The sequence below is a fragment of the Rhodopseudomonas sp. genome, assembly GCF_013377015.1.
Lineage (GTDB): Bacteria > Pseudomonadota > Alphaproteobacteria > Rhizobiales > Xanthobacteraceae > JARJEH01.
In genome coordinates, this window is the sequence record NZ_JACABA010000001.1 from 1,385,501 (window position 1) to 1,403,036 (window position 17,536).

At 61.7% G+C, this 17,536-nt stretch carries 12 protein-coding genes, 1 tRNA gene and 1 pseudogene; 3 read left to right on the forward strand and 11 right to left on the reverse strand.

Features of this window, described 5'->3' with window-relative positions; genetic code table 11:
* Positions 1–15 precede the first annotated feature (15 nt).
* Entirely contained in the window at positions 16–879 is an 864-nt protein-coding gene (locus tag HXX15_RS06610) for a CoA ester lyase (RefSeq protein WP_296513929.1), read from the forward strand.
* Between the two features lie 173 nt (positions 880–1,052).
* On the opposite strand, the gene HXX15_RS06615 is transcribed toward HXX15_RS06610, so the two are convergent.
* The 6 genes from HXX15_RS06615 to HXX15_RS06640 all read right to left on the reverse strand — a co-directional run bounded on the left by HXX15_RS06615 (position 1,053) and on the right by HXX15_RS06640 (position 6,738).
* Entirely contained in the window at positions 1,053–2,273 is a 1,221-nt protein-coding gene (locus HXX15_RS06615; protein WP_296513932.1) for a CoA transferase, read from the reverse strand.
* Positions 2,270–3,301 (reverse strand): TRAP transporter substrate-binding protein DctP, encoded by a 1,032-nt coding sequence (gene dctP, locus HXX15_RS06620; protein WP_296513934.1) that lies wholly within the window; start codon positions 3,299–3,301, stop codon positions 2,270–2,272. Before dctP (HXX15_RS06620) ends, HXX15_RS06615 begins: the two co-directional genes overlap by 4 nt.
* Before the next feature lie 29 nt (positions 3,302–3,330).
* A complete protein-coding gene (locus HXX15_RS06625; protein ID WP_296513936.1) occupies positions 3,331–4,620 on the reverse strand; it encodes a TRAP transporter large permease in 1,290 nt (429 codons plus the stop codon).
* Complete coding sequence (locus tag HXX15_RS06630) at positions 4,617–5,168, reverse strand: TRAP transporter small permease (RefSeq protein ID WP_296513938.1); 552 nt, start codon at positions 5,166–5,168, stop codon at positions 4,617–4,619. The genes HXX15_RS06625 and HXX15_RS06630 overlap by 4 nt, the downstream gene beginning before the upstream one ends.
* A 60-nt stretch (positions 5,169–5,228) precedes the next feature.
* On the reverse strand, positions 5,229–6,260 hold the full coding sequence (gene dctP, locus HXX15_RS06635; RefSeq protein WP_296513940.1) for a TRAP transporter substrate-binding protein DctP: 1,032 nt from the start codon (positions 6,258–6,260) through the stop codon (positions 5,229–5,231).
* A 401-nt stretch (positions 6,261–6,661) separates the two neighbouring features.
* Positions 6,662–6,738 (reverse strand) — tRNA-Arg (locus HXX15_RS06640).
* Between the two features lie 212 nt (positions 6,739–6,950).
* Here HXX15_RS06640 and HXX15_RS06645 point away from each other — a divergent pair.
* Positions 6,951–8,273, forward strand: coding sequence for a pilus assembly protein TadG-related protein (locus HXX15_RS06645; RefSeq protein ID WP_296513942.1), 1,323 nt, complete (start codon positions 6,951–6,953; stop codon positions 8,271–8,273).
* Here HXX15_RS06645 and HXX15_RS06650 read toward each other — a convergent pair.
* The 5 genes and pseudogenes from HXX15_RS06650 to HXX15_RS06670 form a co-directional block, all read right to left on the reverse strand.
* Positions 8,270–8,534 (reverse strand): annotated as a pseudogene (locus tag HXX15_RS06650) (ketopantoate reductase C-terminal domain-containing protein); the annotation flags it as partial. The gene HXX15_RS06645 and the pseudogene HXX15_RS06650 sit on opposite strands and share 4 nt — an antisense overlap.
* Before the next feature lie 691 nt (positions 8,535–9,225).
* The gene (locus HXX15_RS06655) at positions 9,226–10,329 is read right to left on the reverse strand and encodes a hypothetical protein (RefSeq protein WP_296513944.1); all 1,104 of its coding nucleotides are present in this window, start codon (positions 10,327–10,329) and stop codon (positions 9,226–9,228) included.
* On the reverse strand, positions 10,326–11,126 hold the full coding sequence (locus HXX15_RS06660) for a hypothetical protein (RefSeq protein ID WP_296513945.1): 801 nt from the start codon (positions 11,124–11,126) through the stop codon (positions 10,326–10,328). Before HXX15_RS06660 ends, HXX15_RS06655 begins: the two co-directional genes overlap by 4 nt.
* 92 nt (positions 11,127–11,218) lie before the next feature.
* Complete coding sequence (locus tag HXX15_RS06665; protein ID WP_296513947.1) at positions 11,219–14,548, reverse strand: CHAT domain-containing protein; 3,330 nt, start codon at positions 14,546–14,548, stop codon at positions 11,219–11,221.
* 1,252 nt (positions 14,549–15,800) lie between these two features.
* Positions 15,801–16,811: a 2-dehydropantoate 2-reductase gene (locus HXX15_RS06670; RefSeq protein ID WP_296513950.1), complete on the reverse strand. Its 1,011-nt coding sequence runs from the start codon at positions 16,809–16,811 to the stop codon at positions 15,801–15,803.
* Positions 16,812–16,956: 145 nt separating this feature from the next.
* Here HXX15_RS06670 and HXX15_RS06675 point away from each other — a divergent pair, with 145 nt between their 5' ends.
* The gene (locus tag HXX15_RS06675) at positions 16,957–17,529 is read left to right on the forward strand and encodes a YidB family protein (protein ID WP_296513952.1); all 573 of its coding nucleotides are present in this window, start codon (positions 16,957–16,959) and stop codon (positions 17,527–17,529) included.
* Positions 17,530–17,536 lie beyond the last annotated feature (7 nt).

Here is a 17,536-nt window from a genome sequence, read left to right on the forward strand (position 1 = left end):
CGAAGGCATAGCACGATGAGATCATTCCTGTTCGTTCCCGGCGACAGCGTCCGGAAATTCGACAGCGCCAAGAAGACCGCTGCCGACGCGCTGATTCTCGACCTCGAGGATTCGGTGGTGCCGGACCAGAAGGTCGCCGCGCGAGGCATCACAAGGCAGATGCTCGACAATCGCAACGTCGCGCAAAAGATCTACATCCGGGTCAACGCGCTCGACACCGGGCTGACGCTCGGCGATCTCGCCGCGGTGATGCCGGGGCGTCCCGACGGCATCGTGCTGCCGAAATGCGCCGGCGCCGCCGACGTCAACCATCTGGCGCTGTATCTCGACGCCTTCGAGGCGGCGTCCGGGCTCGACCAAGGTTCGACCCGAATCGTCGTGGTGGCGACCGAGACCGCCTATGCGGTGACCAAACTGTTCGACTTCGGTGGCGCCAGCCCGCGATTGTGGGGACTGATGTGGGGCGCCGAGGATCTCGCCGCCTCGCTCGGCGCCTCGCGCAACCGCACCGGCAACCGCTATCATGGCCCGTTCCTGCTGGCGCGCGATCTCTGCCTGATCGCGGCCGCGGCGGCCGGCGTGGTGGCGATCGACACCATCGCCACCGACATCGATGATCTGGCGGCGCTGAAGGACGAGGCTATCGCGGCGCGGCAGGACGGTTTCCTCGCCAAGGCGGTGATCCATCCCAAGCATGTCGACGTCGTCAACGCCGCCTTCATGCCGACGCCCGAGGAAATCGCCTGGTCGCGCAAGATCGTGCAGGCGTTCGCCGACAACCCGAACTCCGGCGCCGTCAAGGTCGACGGCAAGATGATCGACAAGCCGCATCTGCGCGCCGCTGTGAAGATCCTGGCGGTGGCGGAAAGCCGCGGGTAGTCTCCTATCGGGGCAATCAGAGCCGCCTCCACAGAAGTCCGTCATTCCGGGGCGCGAGAGCGCAGCTCGAGCGAACCCGGAATCTCGCCACAGACACGGGTGCATTCCCGCATAGCAAGATTCCGGGTTCGCACGCGGCTGGCGCCGCGCGCGCCCCGGAATGACGCGCGCATTTAACGCAGAGCGCCGCTCTGTGTCAGCGCGTCGATCTCGGACTCCGAAAAGCCCTGTTCGCGCAGAATCTCGGCGCCGTGTTCGCCGAGCCGGGGCGGGGCACGGCGAATCGAGGGCGGGGTCTTGCTCCAGGTCGCGGCCGGGCCGGCGACGCGGAGCGGGCCTTCGGTCGGATGCTCGATGGTCTGGATCAGCCCGACCGCGGCGAGATGCGGATCGTCGATCAGCGCGTCGAGATCGTGCATCGGCGCGAACGGAATGTCGGCGGCCTCGAACAATGCCATCCACTCCGCGCTACTGCGGCTCTGCATCATTTCAGAAAACCACTGATAGACGAAATCGTAGTTGCGGGTCCGCGCCGAGATATCCTTCAGCCGCGGATCGCGGGCCTCGACGTCGTGCAGGCCGACGGCATCGAAAAACACATCCCAATGCTTGTCGGTGTAGACCAGCGCGCAGAGATAGCCGTCGCTGGTGCGGTACGGCCGGCGATCCGGCGACAGCAGGCGCGAGTAGCCCGCGGGCCCGATCGGCGGTTCGAAGCTGCGCCCGGCCATGTGATCGCCGAGCACGAATTGCGCCATGGTCTCGAACATCGGGATCTCGATCGCCTGGCCCTCGCCGCTGCGGTCGCGATGCAACAGGGCGGCGAGAATCGCGTGGGTGGCGTTCAGCCCGACGATGCGGTCCGCCATGGTGGCGGGCGAGTAGCGCGGCTCGCCGGTGATCTGTCCGGTCAGCGCCGGCAGTGCGGTCATGCCCTGGATCAGATCGTCATAGGCCGGGCGGCCCGCATAGGGGCCGGTCTCGCCGAAGCCGTGCAGGCTGGCATAGACCAGCCGCGGATTGCGCGCGAGCAGGTCGTCGGCGGAGAGTTGCAGCCGGCGCATCGCCGCCGGGCGGACATTGTGGACGAAGACGTCGGCGGTGGCGGCGAGCCGCAGCAGCGCGTCGCGGCCGCCCGGCTGCTTCAGTTCCAGCGCGATCGAGCGCTTGTTGCGGTTGCCCTGCAGATACATTGCGCCCATCAGCGGATGCTTCATCGGCGCGGCGTAGCGCATCACGTCGCCGTCGGGGCTCTCGACCTTGATGATGTCGGCGCCGTAGTCGCCGAGAATCATGGTGGCGTAAGGCCCCATCATGACGCTGGTCATATCGATGACGCGGACGCCCGCGAGCGGACCGGCGCGGACGCCGGCCGCATCCGGAGCCGTCGTCATTTGCTCGCGGCGACGGCTGCAGTGAACGCTTTGAACACTTCGGTGCCCGGCTTGCCGCGCTTGTCGAGTTCCTTGGCCCAGTCGTCCGACACCTTCGCGAAGGCGTCGGCGAAGATCGCCTTGTCGGCGGGACCGAAATTGATCACCTTCATGCCCTGCGCCTTGATCTTGTCGGCAGCGGCCTTCTCGCCGTCCTCGAAGCGCTTGCAGGATTCCCTGGTGATCTGTTCGCCGGCGTCGGCCAGCGCCTTGCGGACGGATTCCGGCAGCGACTTCCACTTGGTGTCGCCGATCGAATAGGTGATCAGCGCGGTGCCGAAATTCAGCCCCTCGGTGCCGGACTTCAGCTGCTTGCCGAGGTCGTAGGACACCGCGCTCTGATACGAGAGGATGACGCCGTCGAGCGTGCCGCGGCTCAGCGATTCGTAGATTTCCGGCGCCGCCATCCGCACCGGCACGCCGTTGATCGAGCGCATCATCAAATCCATCGCGCCGCCGGCGGTGCGGATCTTCAGCCCTTCGAGATCCTTGGCGCTGGTGATGGCGCGGCTGTTGGCGAGCTGGATCTGGTAGGCGGGCAGTGCAATGGTCACCAGCGGACGCAGCTGATTGGGCGCGAACTCCTTGGTCTCCAGGATGCCGCCATTGTGCGACAGCTTGTAGAACGCCAGCGACCCCTGGCATTCGGTATCGTACAGGCCGGGCAGTTCGCTGACCGCTGTGAGCGGATATTTGTCGGACGCATAGGAGGGCACGATATAGGCGAGATCGGCGACGCCGGCGACGGTGAGCTGCGCCATGTCCTTGGCCTTGCCGAGCTGCTCGGCCGGGAAATGCTGGAAGGTAACGTCGCCGTTGGTCATCTTGGTGACCAGTTCGGTGAACGGCTTGCCTACCAGTTCATGGATCACGTGGCCGTTCGGCAGACTGTCGGCGAGCCGCAGCGTGATCTTCTCGGCCAGCGCGGGCTGCGCCAGGATTGCCAGCAGCGACGCGGCGGCAGTTGATGTGAGCAGACGGCGCTTCATGAGGGTCTCCCTGGATATTGTTTTGATAGTCAGTAGCCCATTTTCACCGGCAGCCACAGGATGATCTGCGGCCACACCACCAGGATGGCGATCGCGATCAGATGCGCGACGAAATGCGGGAATACGCCCTGGAAGACTTCGGCGACCGGCCGGCCGGAATAGCGCGCCACCACGAAACAGTTCAACCCGACCGGCGGCGTGATCATGCCGACCTCCGCGGTGACGATCTTGATGACGCCGAACCACAGCGGGTCGTAGCCGAGCGACTTGATCAGCGGCAGCACGATCGGAACCGTCAGCACCAGGATCGCGATCTGGTCCATGAACGAGCCGAGGATGATGTAGCCGAACAGGATCAGCACCAGGATGATCCAGCGCGGCATGTCGAGTCCGCCTACGAAAGCGACGAGGTTCTGCGTCACCTGGGTCAGGGTGAAGAAGTAGCCGAAGATCGAGGCGCCGAGCAGGATCATCGCGATCATGCAGGTGCCGTGCGCGGAGCGCAGTAGCGCCGAGCGCAGGCTTTCCGGATTGATCTTGCCCTTCCAGATCGCGAGGCAGAACGCGCCGAAGGCGCCGAGCGACGACGCCTCGGTCGGCGTCGCGATGCCCGAATAGATCACGCCGGTGACCATGCCGAACAGCAGCAGCATCGGGCCGACCACCTTGAGCATCCGGAATTTTTCCCGGAGCGGCACCGCGGGCGCGGCGGGCGCGCGGGACGGATCCTGCCAGGCCAGGAACCACACCGTCGCCATGATGGTGATGGTGACGAGGATGCCGGGAATCACGCCGCCGACCAGCAGCGCGCCGATATTGACCTCGGCGAGCAGACCGTAGATCACCAGCGCCACCGAGGGCGGGATCAGCATCGCCAGCGTGCCGGAAATCGCCACCACGCCGGCGGCCATTTTCGGCTCATAGCCCTGCTTCAGCATGGCGGGAAGGCTGGTCGCCGACAGCGTCGCCGCCGAGGCGGTGCTGGTGCCGCAGATCGCGCCGAAGCCGGCGCCAGCCAAAGCCGTCGCCATGCCGAGGCCGCCGGGGACGCGGCCGACCCAGGCGGCGGTGGCGCGGAACAGATCGTCGGCGATGCCGGAGACCAGCACGAACTCCGCCATCAGCAGGAACATCGGGATTGTGATCAGCTCGTAGGAGGTGACCGAGGACAACGGCGCGGTCTGCAGGATGCCGGACAGCATCGACATGCCGCCGATCAGATACAGGCCGAGCACGCCGGAACCGGCCATCGCGAAGCCGACCGGGGTGCCGATCGCGAGCAGCGCGAACAGCACCACCATGGCAAGGGTGAGGATCATTCGTAGGTTTCCGTGCTGGTGGCGTGCGAGGCCGGCAGATCGATCAGGCTGCGGCCGGTGACGAGCGAAGCGACGTGCGCCAGACCGTGCAGCACGAGCCGAAGGGTCAGCAGACCGGCGCCGAATGGCACCAGCCCGATCGACGGCCACATCGGCCATGGAATCGCCCCGGCCATCACGTCGCCGGCATTGAAGGCTTCGATCGTCCGCAACAGGCCGAGCCAGCCGATCAGCGAGAACACCACGATGCCGACCAGGCAGGTGACGATCTCGGTGACCCGGATCATGGTCGGCGAAAATCGCTGCTGCAAAATGTCGACGCTGACATGGGCGTTCCTGGCGTAGGCCTCCGACAGGATCAGGAAGAACACCCCGGCCATCAGATACAATGCGATCAGGTCGTAGGCCCAGGAGAACGGCCGGTTGAAGGCGTAGCGCATCACCACGTCGCTGAACACGATCACCATGATGGCGAACATGAACACCGCGACGATTGCCGAGGCGACCCTTTCGATCGCGTCGACCGCCTTGAGCAGCGCGACAATCACATCGACCTCCTTCGGGTGCGCTGACCGCGCGCCGCTGTTGAACTGGAATGATCGGCGAAACTATTTCGCAGGTATCGTGGCGACCAGCTCATCGAACTGCTTGAGTGCGTCACCGCCGTGCTTGCCACGACCGTCCAGGCCATCGGCCCAGGACTTTGCGACACCCTTCATCAGGCCACCGAATTTCGCCTTGGCTTCGGGCTGCAGCGCTTCGAACTTGACGCCGACGGCTTCCAGCTTGGTCTTGGTATCGGCCTCGGATTTTTCGACCGCCTTGCAGCCGGCCGGCACCAGTTCTTCCGCGGCGTCGACCATCGCCTTCTGCACGTCGGGGGTAAGCTTGGTCCAGGCGGCGTCGCTGATCGAATAGGCGACGACAAAGCTGCCGAAGCCGATGCCGTCGGTGGAGTATTTCACCAACTTGTCGGTACCGTAGGCGACTACGCTTTCGAGCGGAAACAGCAGACCGTCCATGGTGCCGCGCGACAGCGATTCATAGGCGTCGGGCGCGGCCATCCGCACCGGCACCGCGCCGATCGCCCGCAACGTCAGATCCTGCGCACCGCCGGTGGAGCGCAGTTTTAGGCCGGAGACGTCGGCGACCTCGTGGATCGGCGCTTTCACCGTCAGGATCCGATATTGCGGCAGGACCACCACCATCAGCAGGCGGATCTTGTTGCCGGCATAATCCTGGTCGGCAATGATACCCTGGCGCGCCAGTTTCCAATACGCCAGCGTGCCCTGGCAGGCATTGTCGAACGCGCCCGGCAGCATCGCCACTTCGGAGACTGGCATCTTGTCGGACGCATAGCCCGGCGCGACGTAACCGATGTCGACCACGCCGGTCTGCGTGAGCTTCAGCATGTCGGTGGCCTTGCCAAGCTGCTGGGCCGGATAATAATCGAACGCCACCGCACCGTTGGTGCGCTGTTTGACCTGCTCCATCCACGGATCGAGCAGCAGCGTGACCAGATAATGACCCTTCGGGAAGGAATCGGCGACCCGCAGCCGAACCGGCTCGGCGGCATTCGCTGCGCCGAGCGAGGCTAGCCACAATCCAAGAGCAGCCAAGGCTTGACCTGCGCGAACCATTCGATCCTCCCGTATGACGACCCGGCATCGCGGGGGATACGCCGCGGCTCGTGTTCACATTTGTGAACATCGTCGCACAAACTGAATGGGGTGGTCAAGACCGACGGCGCCGCGCGAACCCGGACGCGGCCGACATTCACCGCCTGGGAAGCGGGTTCACCATGCTGGTATTGGCGCATCGACAGCGCCCCGCGCCGGTCCCCGGGCATCGCCGGATTTTGCGGCAGGCCGGTTTAGGGACCAGCAGATTTCCAGTTGAATCCTGCCTGCTTGCAAGTGTGAAGAAGGCTTCGAAGGTCGGTCGAGCCACGCGATCGCGCGCGGAGCATCCATTGGCCACTCCGAACCGTTCGAGCACAGCGAAAAGGCTTGATGCAATTGCTGAAACGCTGTTTGAGCGCTGGCGATCCCGGCATGACTCGAACATGCGACCTACGGTTTAGGAAACCGTCGCTCTATCCGGCTGAGCTACGGGACCGGAGACCCGCGGCAACCGCGGGCGCTCGAGACAATTCATATCAGAGCAACCGGCCGATCGCTAGTCCGGCGGCCGCGCGGGCGCTGTCGCCTGGCTTGGGCTCGCGACGCCCCGGAGGCGCAACCGATACCGCAACATCTGCGATATCGATTTAGATGTTTCTTAAGTGGCCCTGACTAGCATCGCTCAATCCCGACCCTAGGGGCGTTGCCGTGCCAACCTTATTCACTCGTCACCTCGACCGCTTCCGTCGCGACGCGCGCGGCAACATCGCGGTGGTTTTCGCGTTCGCGCTGCTACCCGTGTTATCGGCGATCGGTTGCGCCGTCGATTACAGCCGGGCGGCACAGATCCGCGGCAAGCTGCAGGCCGCGGCGGATGCCGCCAGCGTCGGCGCGGTCGCCAAAACCGCGCCTGCCTTCGTCGCCGCCGGCGCAATGACCACCGACGGGCCGATCGCGGCCGGGGCAACCGACGCCACCACGATCTTCAATGGCAACCTGTCAGGCGAGTCCGGTTTCACCCTGAACAGCGTGACTGCGACGGTCGCCAAAGCATCGGGAGCGGTGACCTCGACGGTCCAGTTCTCGGCCACCGTTCCGACCACCTTCCTCGGCGTAATCGGCAAGCCCAACCTGACCGTCGGCGGCAGCTCGACCTCGACCGCGTCGATGCCGAATTACATCGACTTCTATCTGCTGCTCGACAATTCGCCGTCGATGGGTGTCGGCGCGACGCCGGACGACGTCGCCATCATGGTCAACAACACCCCCGACGCTTGCGCATTTGCCTGCCACGACCTCAACGACAACAAGAACTACTACAAGCTGGCCAAGCAGCTGAAGGTCACGACCCGGATCGACGTGCTGCGCGACGCCACCGCGCAATTGATGGACACCGCCGCCGCGACGGAGACCTACAACAACCAGTTCAGGATGGCGATTTACGACTTCGGCGCCTCGGCGCAGAGCGCGGGACTGAGGAACTTGTTCTCGCTGTCGGGCAGCCTAAGCAGCGCCAAAGCGGCGGCCGGCAACATCGACTTGATGACGGTGAACGGCCAGAACGACAACAACGACCAGGACACCGGCTTCACCGCCATCCTTCCCGCAATCAACAGCGCGATCAGTGCGCCCGGCGCGGGCACTTCGGCTGCACCGCTGAAATATCTGTTCTTCGTGTCCGACGGCGTCGCCGACGAACAAAATGCATCCTGTCTCAAGCCTACCAATGGCGCGCGTTGCCAGTCGCCGATCAATCCCGCGCTGTGCACGACAATCAAGAACCGCGGCATCAAGATCGCCGTGCTCTATACGACCTATCTCGCGCTGCCGACCAACGCCTGGTACAATAGTTGGATCGCGCCGTTCAATACCGGGCCTTACGGGCCCTCGCCGAACAGCGAGATCGCCAACAATATGCAGAGCTGCGCGTCCCCCGGATTGTATTTCGAGGTCAGCCCAACCGACGGCATCTCGGACGCAATGACCGCATTGTTCAAGAAGGCGATCGCCGACGCCCGGATCAGCAGCTAATCGCGCGCGCCCCTGATCTGCTGCGGCGTCAACCCGGGAGAACCTTTGCCGGCGGCCTCGGCTGCCCTGATCGGCGTTACCACGCGTTCCGACAACGGGGCACGCAGCCCCCGCCGCCGGCAACGGGGCACGCAGCCCCCGCCGCCGGGCAATCTCGACGATCACACCCTGCAGATAGTCGATCTCGGTGCGGCGGCCGCGCTGCAGATCTTCCCACATCGACGATCGCGCATTGCGATCGATCTTCATCGTGCCGCCGAGCTTCACCTTCCATTTGTAGAAGTTGGCGTCACTGACGCTTTACTTGCGGTACGGATCGGCGACCGAAGCGCCCGACTTCATGCTCCTTCAAAATCCCGATGATCCGCTCTTCCGAAAAGCGGCCGCGCTTCATGCTCTGGTCCTCGTCTTGGGCCAGAGCGAACTTCATCCTGGATTGGGCCGCGGGGGCAACGTCACCATAAGTGAGGGCGAATTCAGGCAGTCAGACCGTGCGGGGAATTGGGACACCCTCGGCTCAACCTGGCGTTGAGACCAACTTCGCTACTGTTGGCCACGCTGCATGCAGGACTGCACGTAGCCTTGGAGACCTCCGGCTTTTCCTGGAGCTAATCCCATTTGCTGTCCTTGCCGCTTGCATCGTTGCATTTTTGCGGCGGCTTGCGGATGGTTTCGACTGACGCACGAAAAGCGCGCGGGACCGGCAGGCAATTGTCGGCAGTCTTCGGCAAATGCAACCGAAGATGAGCATATCGACAGAATAACTAAGAAAGCTCGTGCAATCATGGTGGCTTCTCCTTTAACCAGTTGATTTGTCGGGCGTCAAATTCGTCAGCTCAAATTTCTCAGAATCGTCTATTAGGATCGCGAGAATTCCCTGGCCACACCAACTCCCAAATCGAACACATGGCGAGAGTGTCTTGTACTTGTAGAAAAAATACCAAGATAACAACTATTCAGCTGGAAGCGTCACTGACTTCCGCTCGAAAGGTTTGAAATCCGGATCATCCGTAGTTCGGGTTGTCCGCCGCGCAGCTACCCAGGACGCGGCCGAGCCCAAAATCTGAAACACCGAAAAGAACACGGCGATAACCACCTGCCCTGTAACCAGCGTCGGATCGTTCGCCAATTGAGTAAACAAACCGATCGACAGAACTTCGGGTTCAAGGCCTCCCCCTGGGCGAATGAAAGCGATACTCTTGGCTTCGGTGGTCACGCGGACGTCGAGACCAAATGAGTTCGACGCGTTCGGGAGGGCAAAGCCGACCCACGGAGCCCGGCCTTCCTGTGGACCACCGAGGGTCACGCGCGAGCCGGGAGGCACCGTGATTGAGGAAGAGGTCGCAGGATAAATCCGGGGCTCGCGGCGCGTGAACGGAACGGGGATGGCACGGGCGAAGATATCGATCGTTCCTTCAAGCAGGGTCCCAAAGCTCGGTCTTTCGCCGCTCGTCCATGGCCTGATCTCGGAGCCGATGTCCGCCAGTCCGTGGACGGGTAAGCGCGTCAATGCCTTGCCAGGACAGGCCTTTTTGCTCTTGTCATCGTCATCATCGTCTTTGGGAGCGACAAGCCTAATCCAAGTCGCTTTCTGAAGCGTTTCCGGAACAATCCCTTTGGAGATATCGAAAGCACCAATTGCTTTTCCGTCATCGCGCCGCAGCTCTATCGCGACCGGATCGGATCCGAATCTCTCATACGTGACGTTAGTTCCGGGCTCAGGCGTAATCACGCCTTCGAGGCATAGCGCGCGGGAGGTAGTCTTGGATTTGAGGACGCGATCTTGGGTCCCAAATCCTAGATCTGTCGCCGGCGCCTCGAAGGAAAGCGCATAGCCTCGTAGCGAAAGACGGGCCATTTCTGGAACAACGACCTTAAAGCTCATCGATTCCACCGTTGCGCTTAGCACAGCAATGGAAGGTACCGACGGCATGAAGTAGAGCAGAAACATCGAGCCCGCCACGATCGGAAAAATGGCCGCGATCCGGAACAGCAAAACAAACCGCCTCGCATCGTCCGGTGGATTTGTTTTGGCGCGGTGCTGCCAAATTCTCATTTGGTGGAACCGACCACACCGTAGAGCATGAGAGGATGGGTCTTGACAGCGATTTCTCCGGTCGATGCGGTTTCGCCGATTGACAGTTGGTAGGCTCCCGCCAAGATGTCCGGCGGAAGATCAATTCGGCACTCCTGGGTGAAACCAACCCGGACTTGGTCCGCCACCAATTCGCACAGAACTGGTTGGGTCAAGGCCTTACTATTCTGCCCCAACTGAGCACGAATTCGCGCGTTTCCGCCGTTCATTAGCACCACGAGTTGGCGTTGCCGGCTCCCCCCAACGTCGATGGCAAACAGCGTGCCGTCTTTCAGATTGTCGCATGACGTAGCGCTACGCGCCGATATCGCAATGTCTGAGGATTTGTAAGCGGTCAAAAGCTTTTCGTAGGCTGTCTTGGTTTCCAGTACCGGCTCCCCTCCGGCCCCGGGCACCAGCTTGTAGCGCGCTTCGGCGGAGTAACGCCCATCCCGCGAAATGTAACGGACGCAAAGAAAATCCTTGGCGCCTTGCGCAGAACCCAGCAGCACCCGGACACTTTTTGGATTGAACTCGGTCGCCTGCGACTGATAGCGAAGCCCAACGATCGACGCGCCCACTACCCCACCGCGCCAAGAGGCTGGCGGCCCATCGAGCAGCATCTCGCGAAATGAGCCCGAGCCGGCGAGCTGAAGCACACCGTCTTCACCCAATGCTGGCTCAACGAACGATAAGGCAGACGCAACGGAAACGACCAGAGCGGTCGTGAGCGAGGCAAACAACAGTTTGCGTCGTATTCGAAAGCTTGGCAACGGCATCAATCACTTCTCTCTCTGACGTTTCGCGAAAGTGGACCGACTTGCGTCAATTAGGAACGCAGTGCCTTTGAAAGCCTTTCAACTCGCTACCATCATCGATCACCTCCATCTCCGATGATGGTATATGGCGCCCAAAATAGCGGATGCGCGTAGGCAAACGCCGTCTTTCCTCCTGCTCCCAAGTGGCCTGGCCCATCGGCCAGCGCCATCATTGCCTGCCGAAGCGCCTCGCCTCGAGACAGCCTAGGGTTGTCATACTGACGCTTGAACAGGTCGGTAACCAACTGACGGGCCGATTGCGAATGAACCGACCAGTTCGTGACCAATAGCGCTCGGGTACCTGCGTAGAAGAATGCGCGACCGAGCCCCGAAGCGGCTTCGGCTCCAGCCCCGGCACCAGTGCCCGTGTTACATGCCGACAGGACGATCCAGTCGGCATCGAGCTTAAGCCCGAGAATTTCTTCCATTGTCAAAAGGCCATCACCTTCATCCCCCGTCACCTCAGGAGATGACAGCGCCAGCGCAGGTTGATTGAGACCGTTCAGTTCTCCAGGAACCAACCCGTGCGTGGCAAATGCGAGCACCTTGAACCCCGACAGGCTCATGGTCTTGACGAGTTTCTCATTCGCATTCTTTCCGAGATTGAGCGCTTTAGTTGGATCTGCCTCCAACGCTGCCGCAATCGATCTCAATTCCTCGGCCGTGTCCGGCAATCGCGGCAACATGGCCAAATCGGCGCTATTGACTCCATCGAGCTTCGGGCTGCTCCTCCGCTGCAAGGGCAATCCACGCATGACGGTGGTCGAGGCGTCAGCGACGATTACGCCTGCAGCCGGTGCTGTTGCCTCATCGAATTGAGCCTTGCTGAAGTAAGGGTCGCCGAATGCAACCAAACTTCCTCTGTCGGGGTTTCCAGCTGGAAGCTGGCGCAGCGTTCGAAGCGCCGTTACGGACGGGACAGACGTCACCGTGTGGGTTCGTGCTAGCCAGGCGACGTTCCGGTAGGACGAGAACAGCGGCTCGTCCGCCGCTGGAAGCTCGAAGGGCTCTGTCGGAAGCAACGACAATGGGAGCAGCCCAAGAGCACCATTGGTGACTACGATCAACGATTTGGCTGATTTCCACGCACCTTCAACCGGCTTCAGAAGGATCGAATAAAGCTCATGCGCAAGCGAAAGATCAAAGGGAGGAATATCGGAGATCATTGCCGCTTCTGGTTCAAGCGCCTCCCGCAGCTTGCGGATTCTGCTCTCGATGTCCCCCCCTGTCGCTCCGATGGTTGCGAAGGCCACAGAACCGGTCTTTGGGACTGCCCAGAGGAAGCCGTCGTTCTGACCAAAATAGAACGAGAGCAGAGCTTCGCCTTCTTTTAGTGTCGCTCTGACATCATCGATAGATGGAGACTTTGGGGACACGAGATCTGCATATGCTGGGAACCGCTGACCGATCTCCTGCCGAAATTTGTCGCGCGCACTCCGCAAGGCACCGAGCGATTTATTCAGTTCTAAGACGCCCTTTTCGTCGCGTTCGCTCGAAGGCAGAGATAGAACGTTGTTCAACACGCCAAGTTGGGCATTGATTTGCTTGCCGAGATCCTGTTCTCGTCGCACAACGTCTGCGAGAGCCGGATCGCTAGCTGCCCCGCGTACGCTTGAGGCCACGAGCGCCTGCTGTACGGATCGACCGCGGAGCGTGTCCGCGAGAGCAAACGTCTCACGCGCCACCGCTTCGGGAGCCTGCGTTTTGTCGCGCGCCAGAAGCGCAAAATAGGCCTCGACCACCGCCTGCAAGCGCTGACCACGGGCCGCAACCACCGTTGCGTCATCGTCGTCGGCGCTTTCCCGCGCTACCGACAGCAGGATCGGAATTGCTCCCCTGAACTCACGGATCGCGTCAGTATCGCGGCCAGCCTGCATCAATCCTACCGCCAAGAGACCGCGAGCCGCAGCAGCGTCGAAATGATTCTCGCCGACGCGCTCGACTTGGACGCGGACCAGCCTTTCGGCCGCATCAAGACCGGCTTTGATCTGTCCGGATGACAGCAATGTGAGGATTCGCGAGCCGTTCAAATCGAAATACTGCCGACGTTGAGGCTCCCAATCCGCCAGTATCTTATCCATCTCCACATACACATCGGCGGCTTCGCGCTGTTTGCGCTGGAGGTTCAAGACCCCCCCAAGTTGCAAGAGCAGACTCGCATTCGAAGGAGACGTCTGCGGAACGCCAATTTCGCGATTTACGTCGAGAGCCGCACGAATGAGCTTCTCCGCCTCTGGATATCGACCTTGTTCCAACAGAACAGCCGCCAGCCCGGAGATAAACCCTGGCGTAGCAGGATTATACTTCCCTCTGTCGCGTAGTCGCGACAATAATGCGCGTCGTGCATCGACCTCCGCTTCTGCAAGGCGCCCTTGACGTGCCTCAACACGCGCTTGGCTCAGAATGTTAATGTCGATCGCTTGGAGCAGCACGGTTTCGGGGGGAGGTCGATCCAAACTGAGCATCGCCTTCATACTGGCGCGTTTGCGCTGTTCGACGACTTTGTAGGAATTTTCAGCTTCTTTGAACCGACCTCGCGCTTCGGCGATCATGGCTTGCCCAAGTTCAACATCGGACTCCCATGCCTGGCCAAATCGGTCATAGCTCTTTCGCCAGCCCGGAAGGCCGCTCGTTCGCGCCTCCTTTATCAGTGCTTGGCTCCGCCGAATGACGGCCTCAGCCTGTGAAACATCACCCATCCGCAGCAGAATTTGCGCAATCAATCGGTTAGTACTGAACTGATAACCTTTGGCATCTTGGCCGGATTCTCGAACGTTGCGCTGGTGAATTTCTAACGCTTTCTTCGGATCTCCCGCAACTGAGTATTGGAGCGCGGCGAATTGCGTCACTGCCGCCAACATTCTGGGGTCCATCACCCCACGACCGACCTCAAGCGCTTTATTGGCGTCTGCGATCGCTTCGGCTGTTCGACCAAGTTGAGCACGAGCACTCCCGCGCTTGAAATAGAGTTTTGCCAATTCGTCGCGTGACTCGCCGCCAATTGGCAGCACGTTGGCTTCAGCTTTGCGTTGCTCGATTTCTCTTTCGTCAGGCTTTTCGCCGTCCAATATTACCGTGATGTCAGCGATCGTTCGCGGCGGCGCAACGAGCGACGCGGCAGAAGCTGATTCTGGACTGGAGCCGGAAGCCGAGTCTTTCGGAATTGCCATTGGGACATTGTCACGACCATTTGCGGCATTCAGCGCCGCCATGACACATGCCTTCACACGGGGGAATGCTCGTCCTCGGCACGCTTCAATACCTCCTCCTCCACCACGCAGGCAGTCCATGACGATCGGCTTTCCAACAGTCGATCGGCATTTTGCCATTGCAGCTTCCTTGCTGAGAGCGAGCGCGGGTGCAATCGGAAAGCTCATCAGCATTGTTGCTGCGAACGCAGCAACCAACACCCTGCGCGCAATTAGGAAAGGGCTCAGGGATCCTATTGGCATCTCCCCTCCAACAATTCTTATTTGCAATAACCGACCATAGCAGTCTGGCTCGGTACCTGTCAGGACTATCTGCGCGTCGCCGACGATCTCGAGGATGCTGCACCGCAACTTCGGGAATTTGAGTTTTCTTCGCCGGCATCAGCTGTTCAGAGAGACGGTTCGTAGTTCCCTGGTCAGGGTCCGGATGTGGCAGTAATGCCAATTCGTTTCCCCTGAATCTGTTTGATTTTCAGACAGCTGCGCGCACGTAGCCGCAGCTCATCTCGCCTAGGAGTTTCATTCAACGGCCCGTCTGTTTTCAGAATACCGATTTACCTTCGATTCGCTCGACTGGTTTTTCGGCCTTTGACCTTTAGCTCCGATTCATAGTCACTACAGGGAATCTCATGACCTAAGGGGGACGGCCGGTTCGTGCCCAACAATAGAGCCGACCACCAAAATCCAAAATGGACGGTCAGGCTGATGATCCCGGCCGTCCAGGGCTTCATCGTCAAGTCGATCAAGACGGCCGATGAATTCGAGGCCCGAAGGTTTGCCGAGGACCTCTGTTACCGGCTGGAGGGTGAGGCGAGACGACGCGAACCGATCAATTCGCCGACGTTACAGGAAGGCCTTCACCGAATGTGCCGGTGATGGGCCAAGTCTCTCGAACGGCCAAGCATGTGAACGGCATCGCCCGCAGGGTGAAGATCTGGGCTCTCCAGTATTTCGCCAAACTCACCATCGACCGTGTGACCGACTTGAAGCTCGCCGACTATGGCCCCGCTAGACACCTGGGAAAGGACCAATTCGTCCTCAACTACGGGCTTTGAGTTTCGACGGGGAGGTTTCGGACGTTTCAAGAGTGCACCCTTGCCAAGACAAGAGACCAGTCGGACAGGTCTTCGACCGCAAAATCTGATTCGCTCTGAGTTTACTGGCGCCCGCCTATGGTAAAACTCATTCCAATTCAACAACCTGGTATGAAGTAATATTTTCAGAAACCGTCGCTCTATCCGGCTGAGCTACGGGACCGGAGACCCGCGGCAGCCGCGGGCGATCGAGACAATTCATATCAGAGCAACCGGCCGATCGCTAGTCCGGCGGCCTTGCGCGGGCGGTCGCCTGGCGTGGGCTCGCGACGCAATCAACAGCGCTATCAGTGCGCCCGGCGCGGGCACTTCAGCGACGCCCGGATCAGCAGCTAATCGCGCGCGCCCCCGATCTCCTGCGGCGTCAACCCGGGAGAACCTTTGCCGGCAGCCTCGGCTGCCCTGATCAGCGTTACCACGCGTTCCGACAGCGGGGCACGCAGCCCCCGCCGCCGGGCAATCTCGACGATCACACCCTGCAGATAGTCGATCTCGGTGCGGCGGCCGCGCTGCAGATCTTCCCACATCGACGATCGCGCATTGCGATCGATCTTCATCGTGCCGCCGAGCAGAAGGTTGAACAGACCATCCGGCAACCGCAGCAGATGCGGGGTCCAGCCGGGCGGCAGCGGCGTCGCCGCCACCGGCCTAATGCCTTCCGCCTTGATCGCCGCCAGCCCCTCGGCCATCTGATCGGCGAACAGCCGCCGCCAGGATCGCTGCGCGAGTTGATCGCGCAGCGGCAGGCCGGACAGCGCGTTGAGCGCATTGTTCAGATTGACCAGCAGCTTGCCCCATTGCACGCCGACGATATCGTCCGATAGCCGCATCGCCAGGCCGGGCACGCTGAGGCGTGCGGCGGTGTCGGCCTTGTCGCGTTCGACAATGATATCGCCAGAGGTGGAGCGGTGATAACGACCCTCGCCCATGGCCACGACATTGAACGGCACCATGCCCGCCAGCACGTTGCGTCCCGGTAGCCGCGCACGCAGCGCGGCGACATTACCAATACCGTTTTGCAGACTGATGACGACGGCGTCGCCTGGCGCGTGCCGCGCAATTGCCTCGGCGATCTCGGCGGTGTCGGCGCTCTTGACCGTGACCAGCACGATCGCGGCGTCGCGCAGCATCGCGGGGTCATCGGAGAACTTCACTTGATCCGGCGCGATCAGCCGATCGAGCCCCTCGAAACTGGTCAGCCGCAGCCCGTGACTTTCGACCTCGGCAATCACCCGCGGGCGCGCCAGCAGTGCGACATCGCGACCCGCGCCGGCCAGCATTCCACCGACGAAACAGCCGATGCTGCCGGCGCCGGCGACACTGATAGTCCCGCTGTCGTTCATTCTTCACCCGCGCTGGTTCTGGGTCTGGTGATTAGCAGGGCAGAGGTCGGATTCCCATCCTGAATACCGCGGCCCGGAGTGCGCCTTGTAAACGTCATATGCCAGCCCTATGTTTTCGCCGGCTGGTGTCCTCAGGGAGATGAAGATGGGCTTGCTCGACATACTCAACGGCATGCAGAACGGCCCGCGCGGTCCGGCGGACCCCAACGACAAGAGCGGCGGGATGTCGAAGATCACAATGGCGATCCTCGCACTGCTTGCCTACAAGGCCTACAAACACATCAATAGCGGCGGCCAGCCGGCACCCGGCCCGGCCGGCAACCGGCCGATGCCGATGCCACCTCCGGTGAATGCCGGGTTGCCCGGCAGCGGCGGTCTAGGCGATCTGCTGAAGGGCGGCCTCGGCGGCTTGCTCGCGGGCGGCGCCGCGGGCAGCATTCTGAGCGGCGGGCTCGGCGATCTGCTCAAGCAGTTCCAGCAGAGCGGCCACGGCGACACCGCCAATTCATGGGTGGGTCCCGGGCCGAATCGGCAGATCGCGCCAAACGATCTGGCGAACGCGCTGGGCGCGGATCAGATCGAGATGCTGACGTCGCAGACCGGCCTGTCGCGCGAGGAGCTGTTCGAGGGCCTCAGCCAGCAACTCCCGGAAGTCATCGATCGGCTGACGCCGGATGGCCGGTTGCCGACCGAAAGCGAGGCGTCGCGCTGGATCTGATTCACGT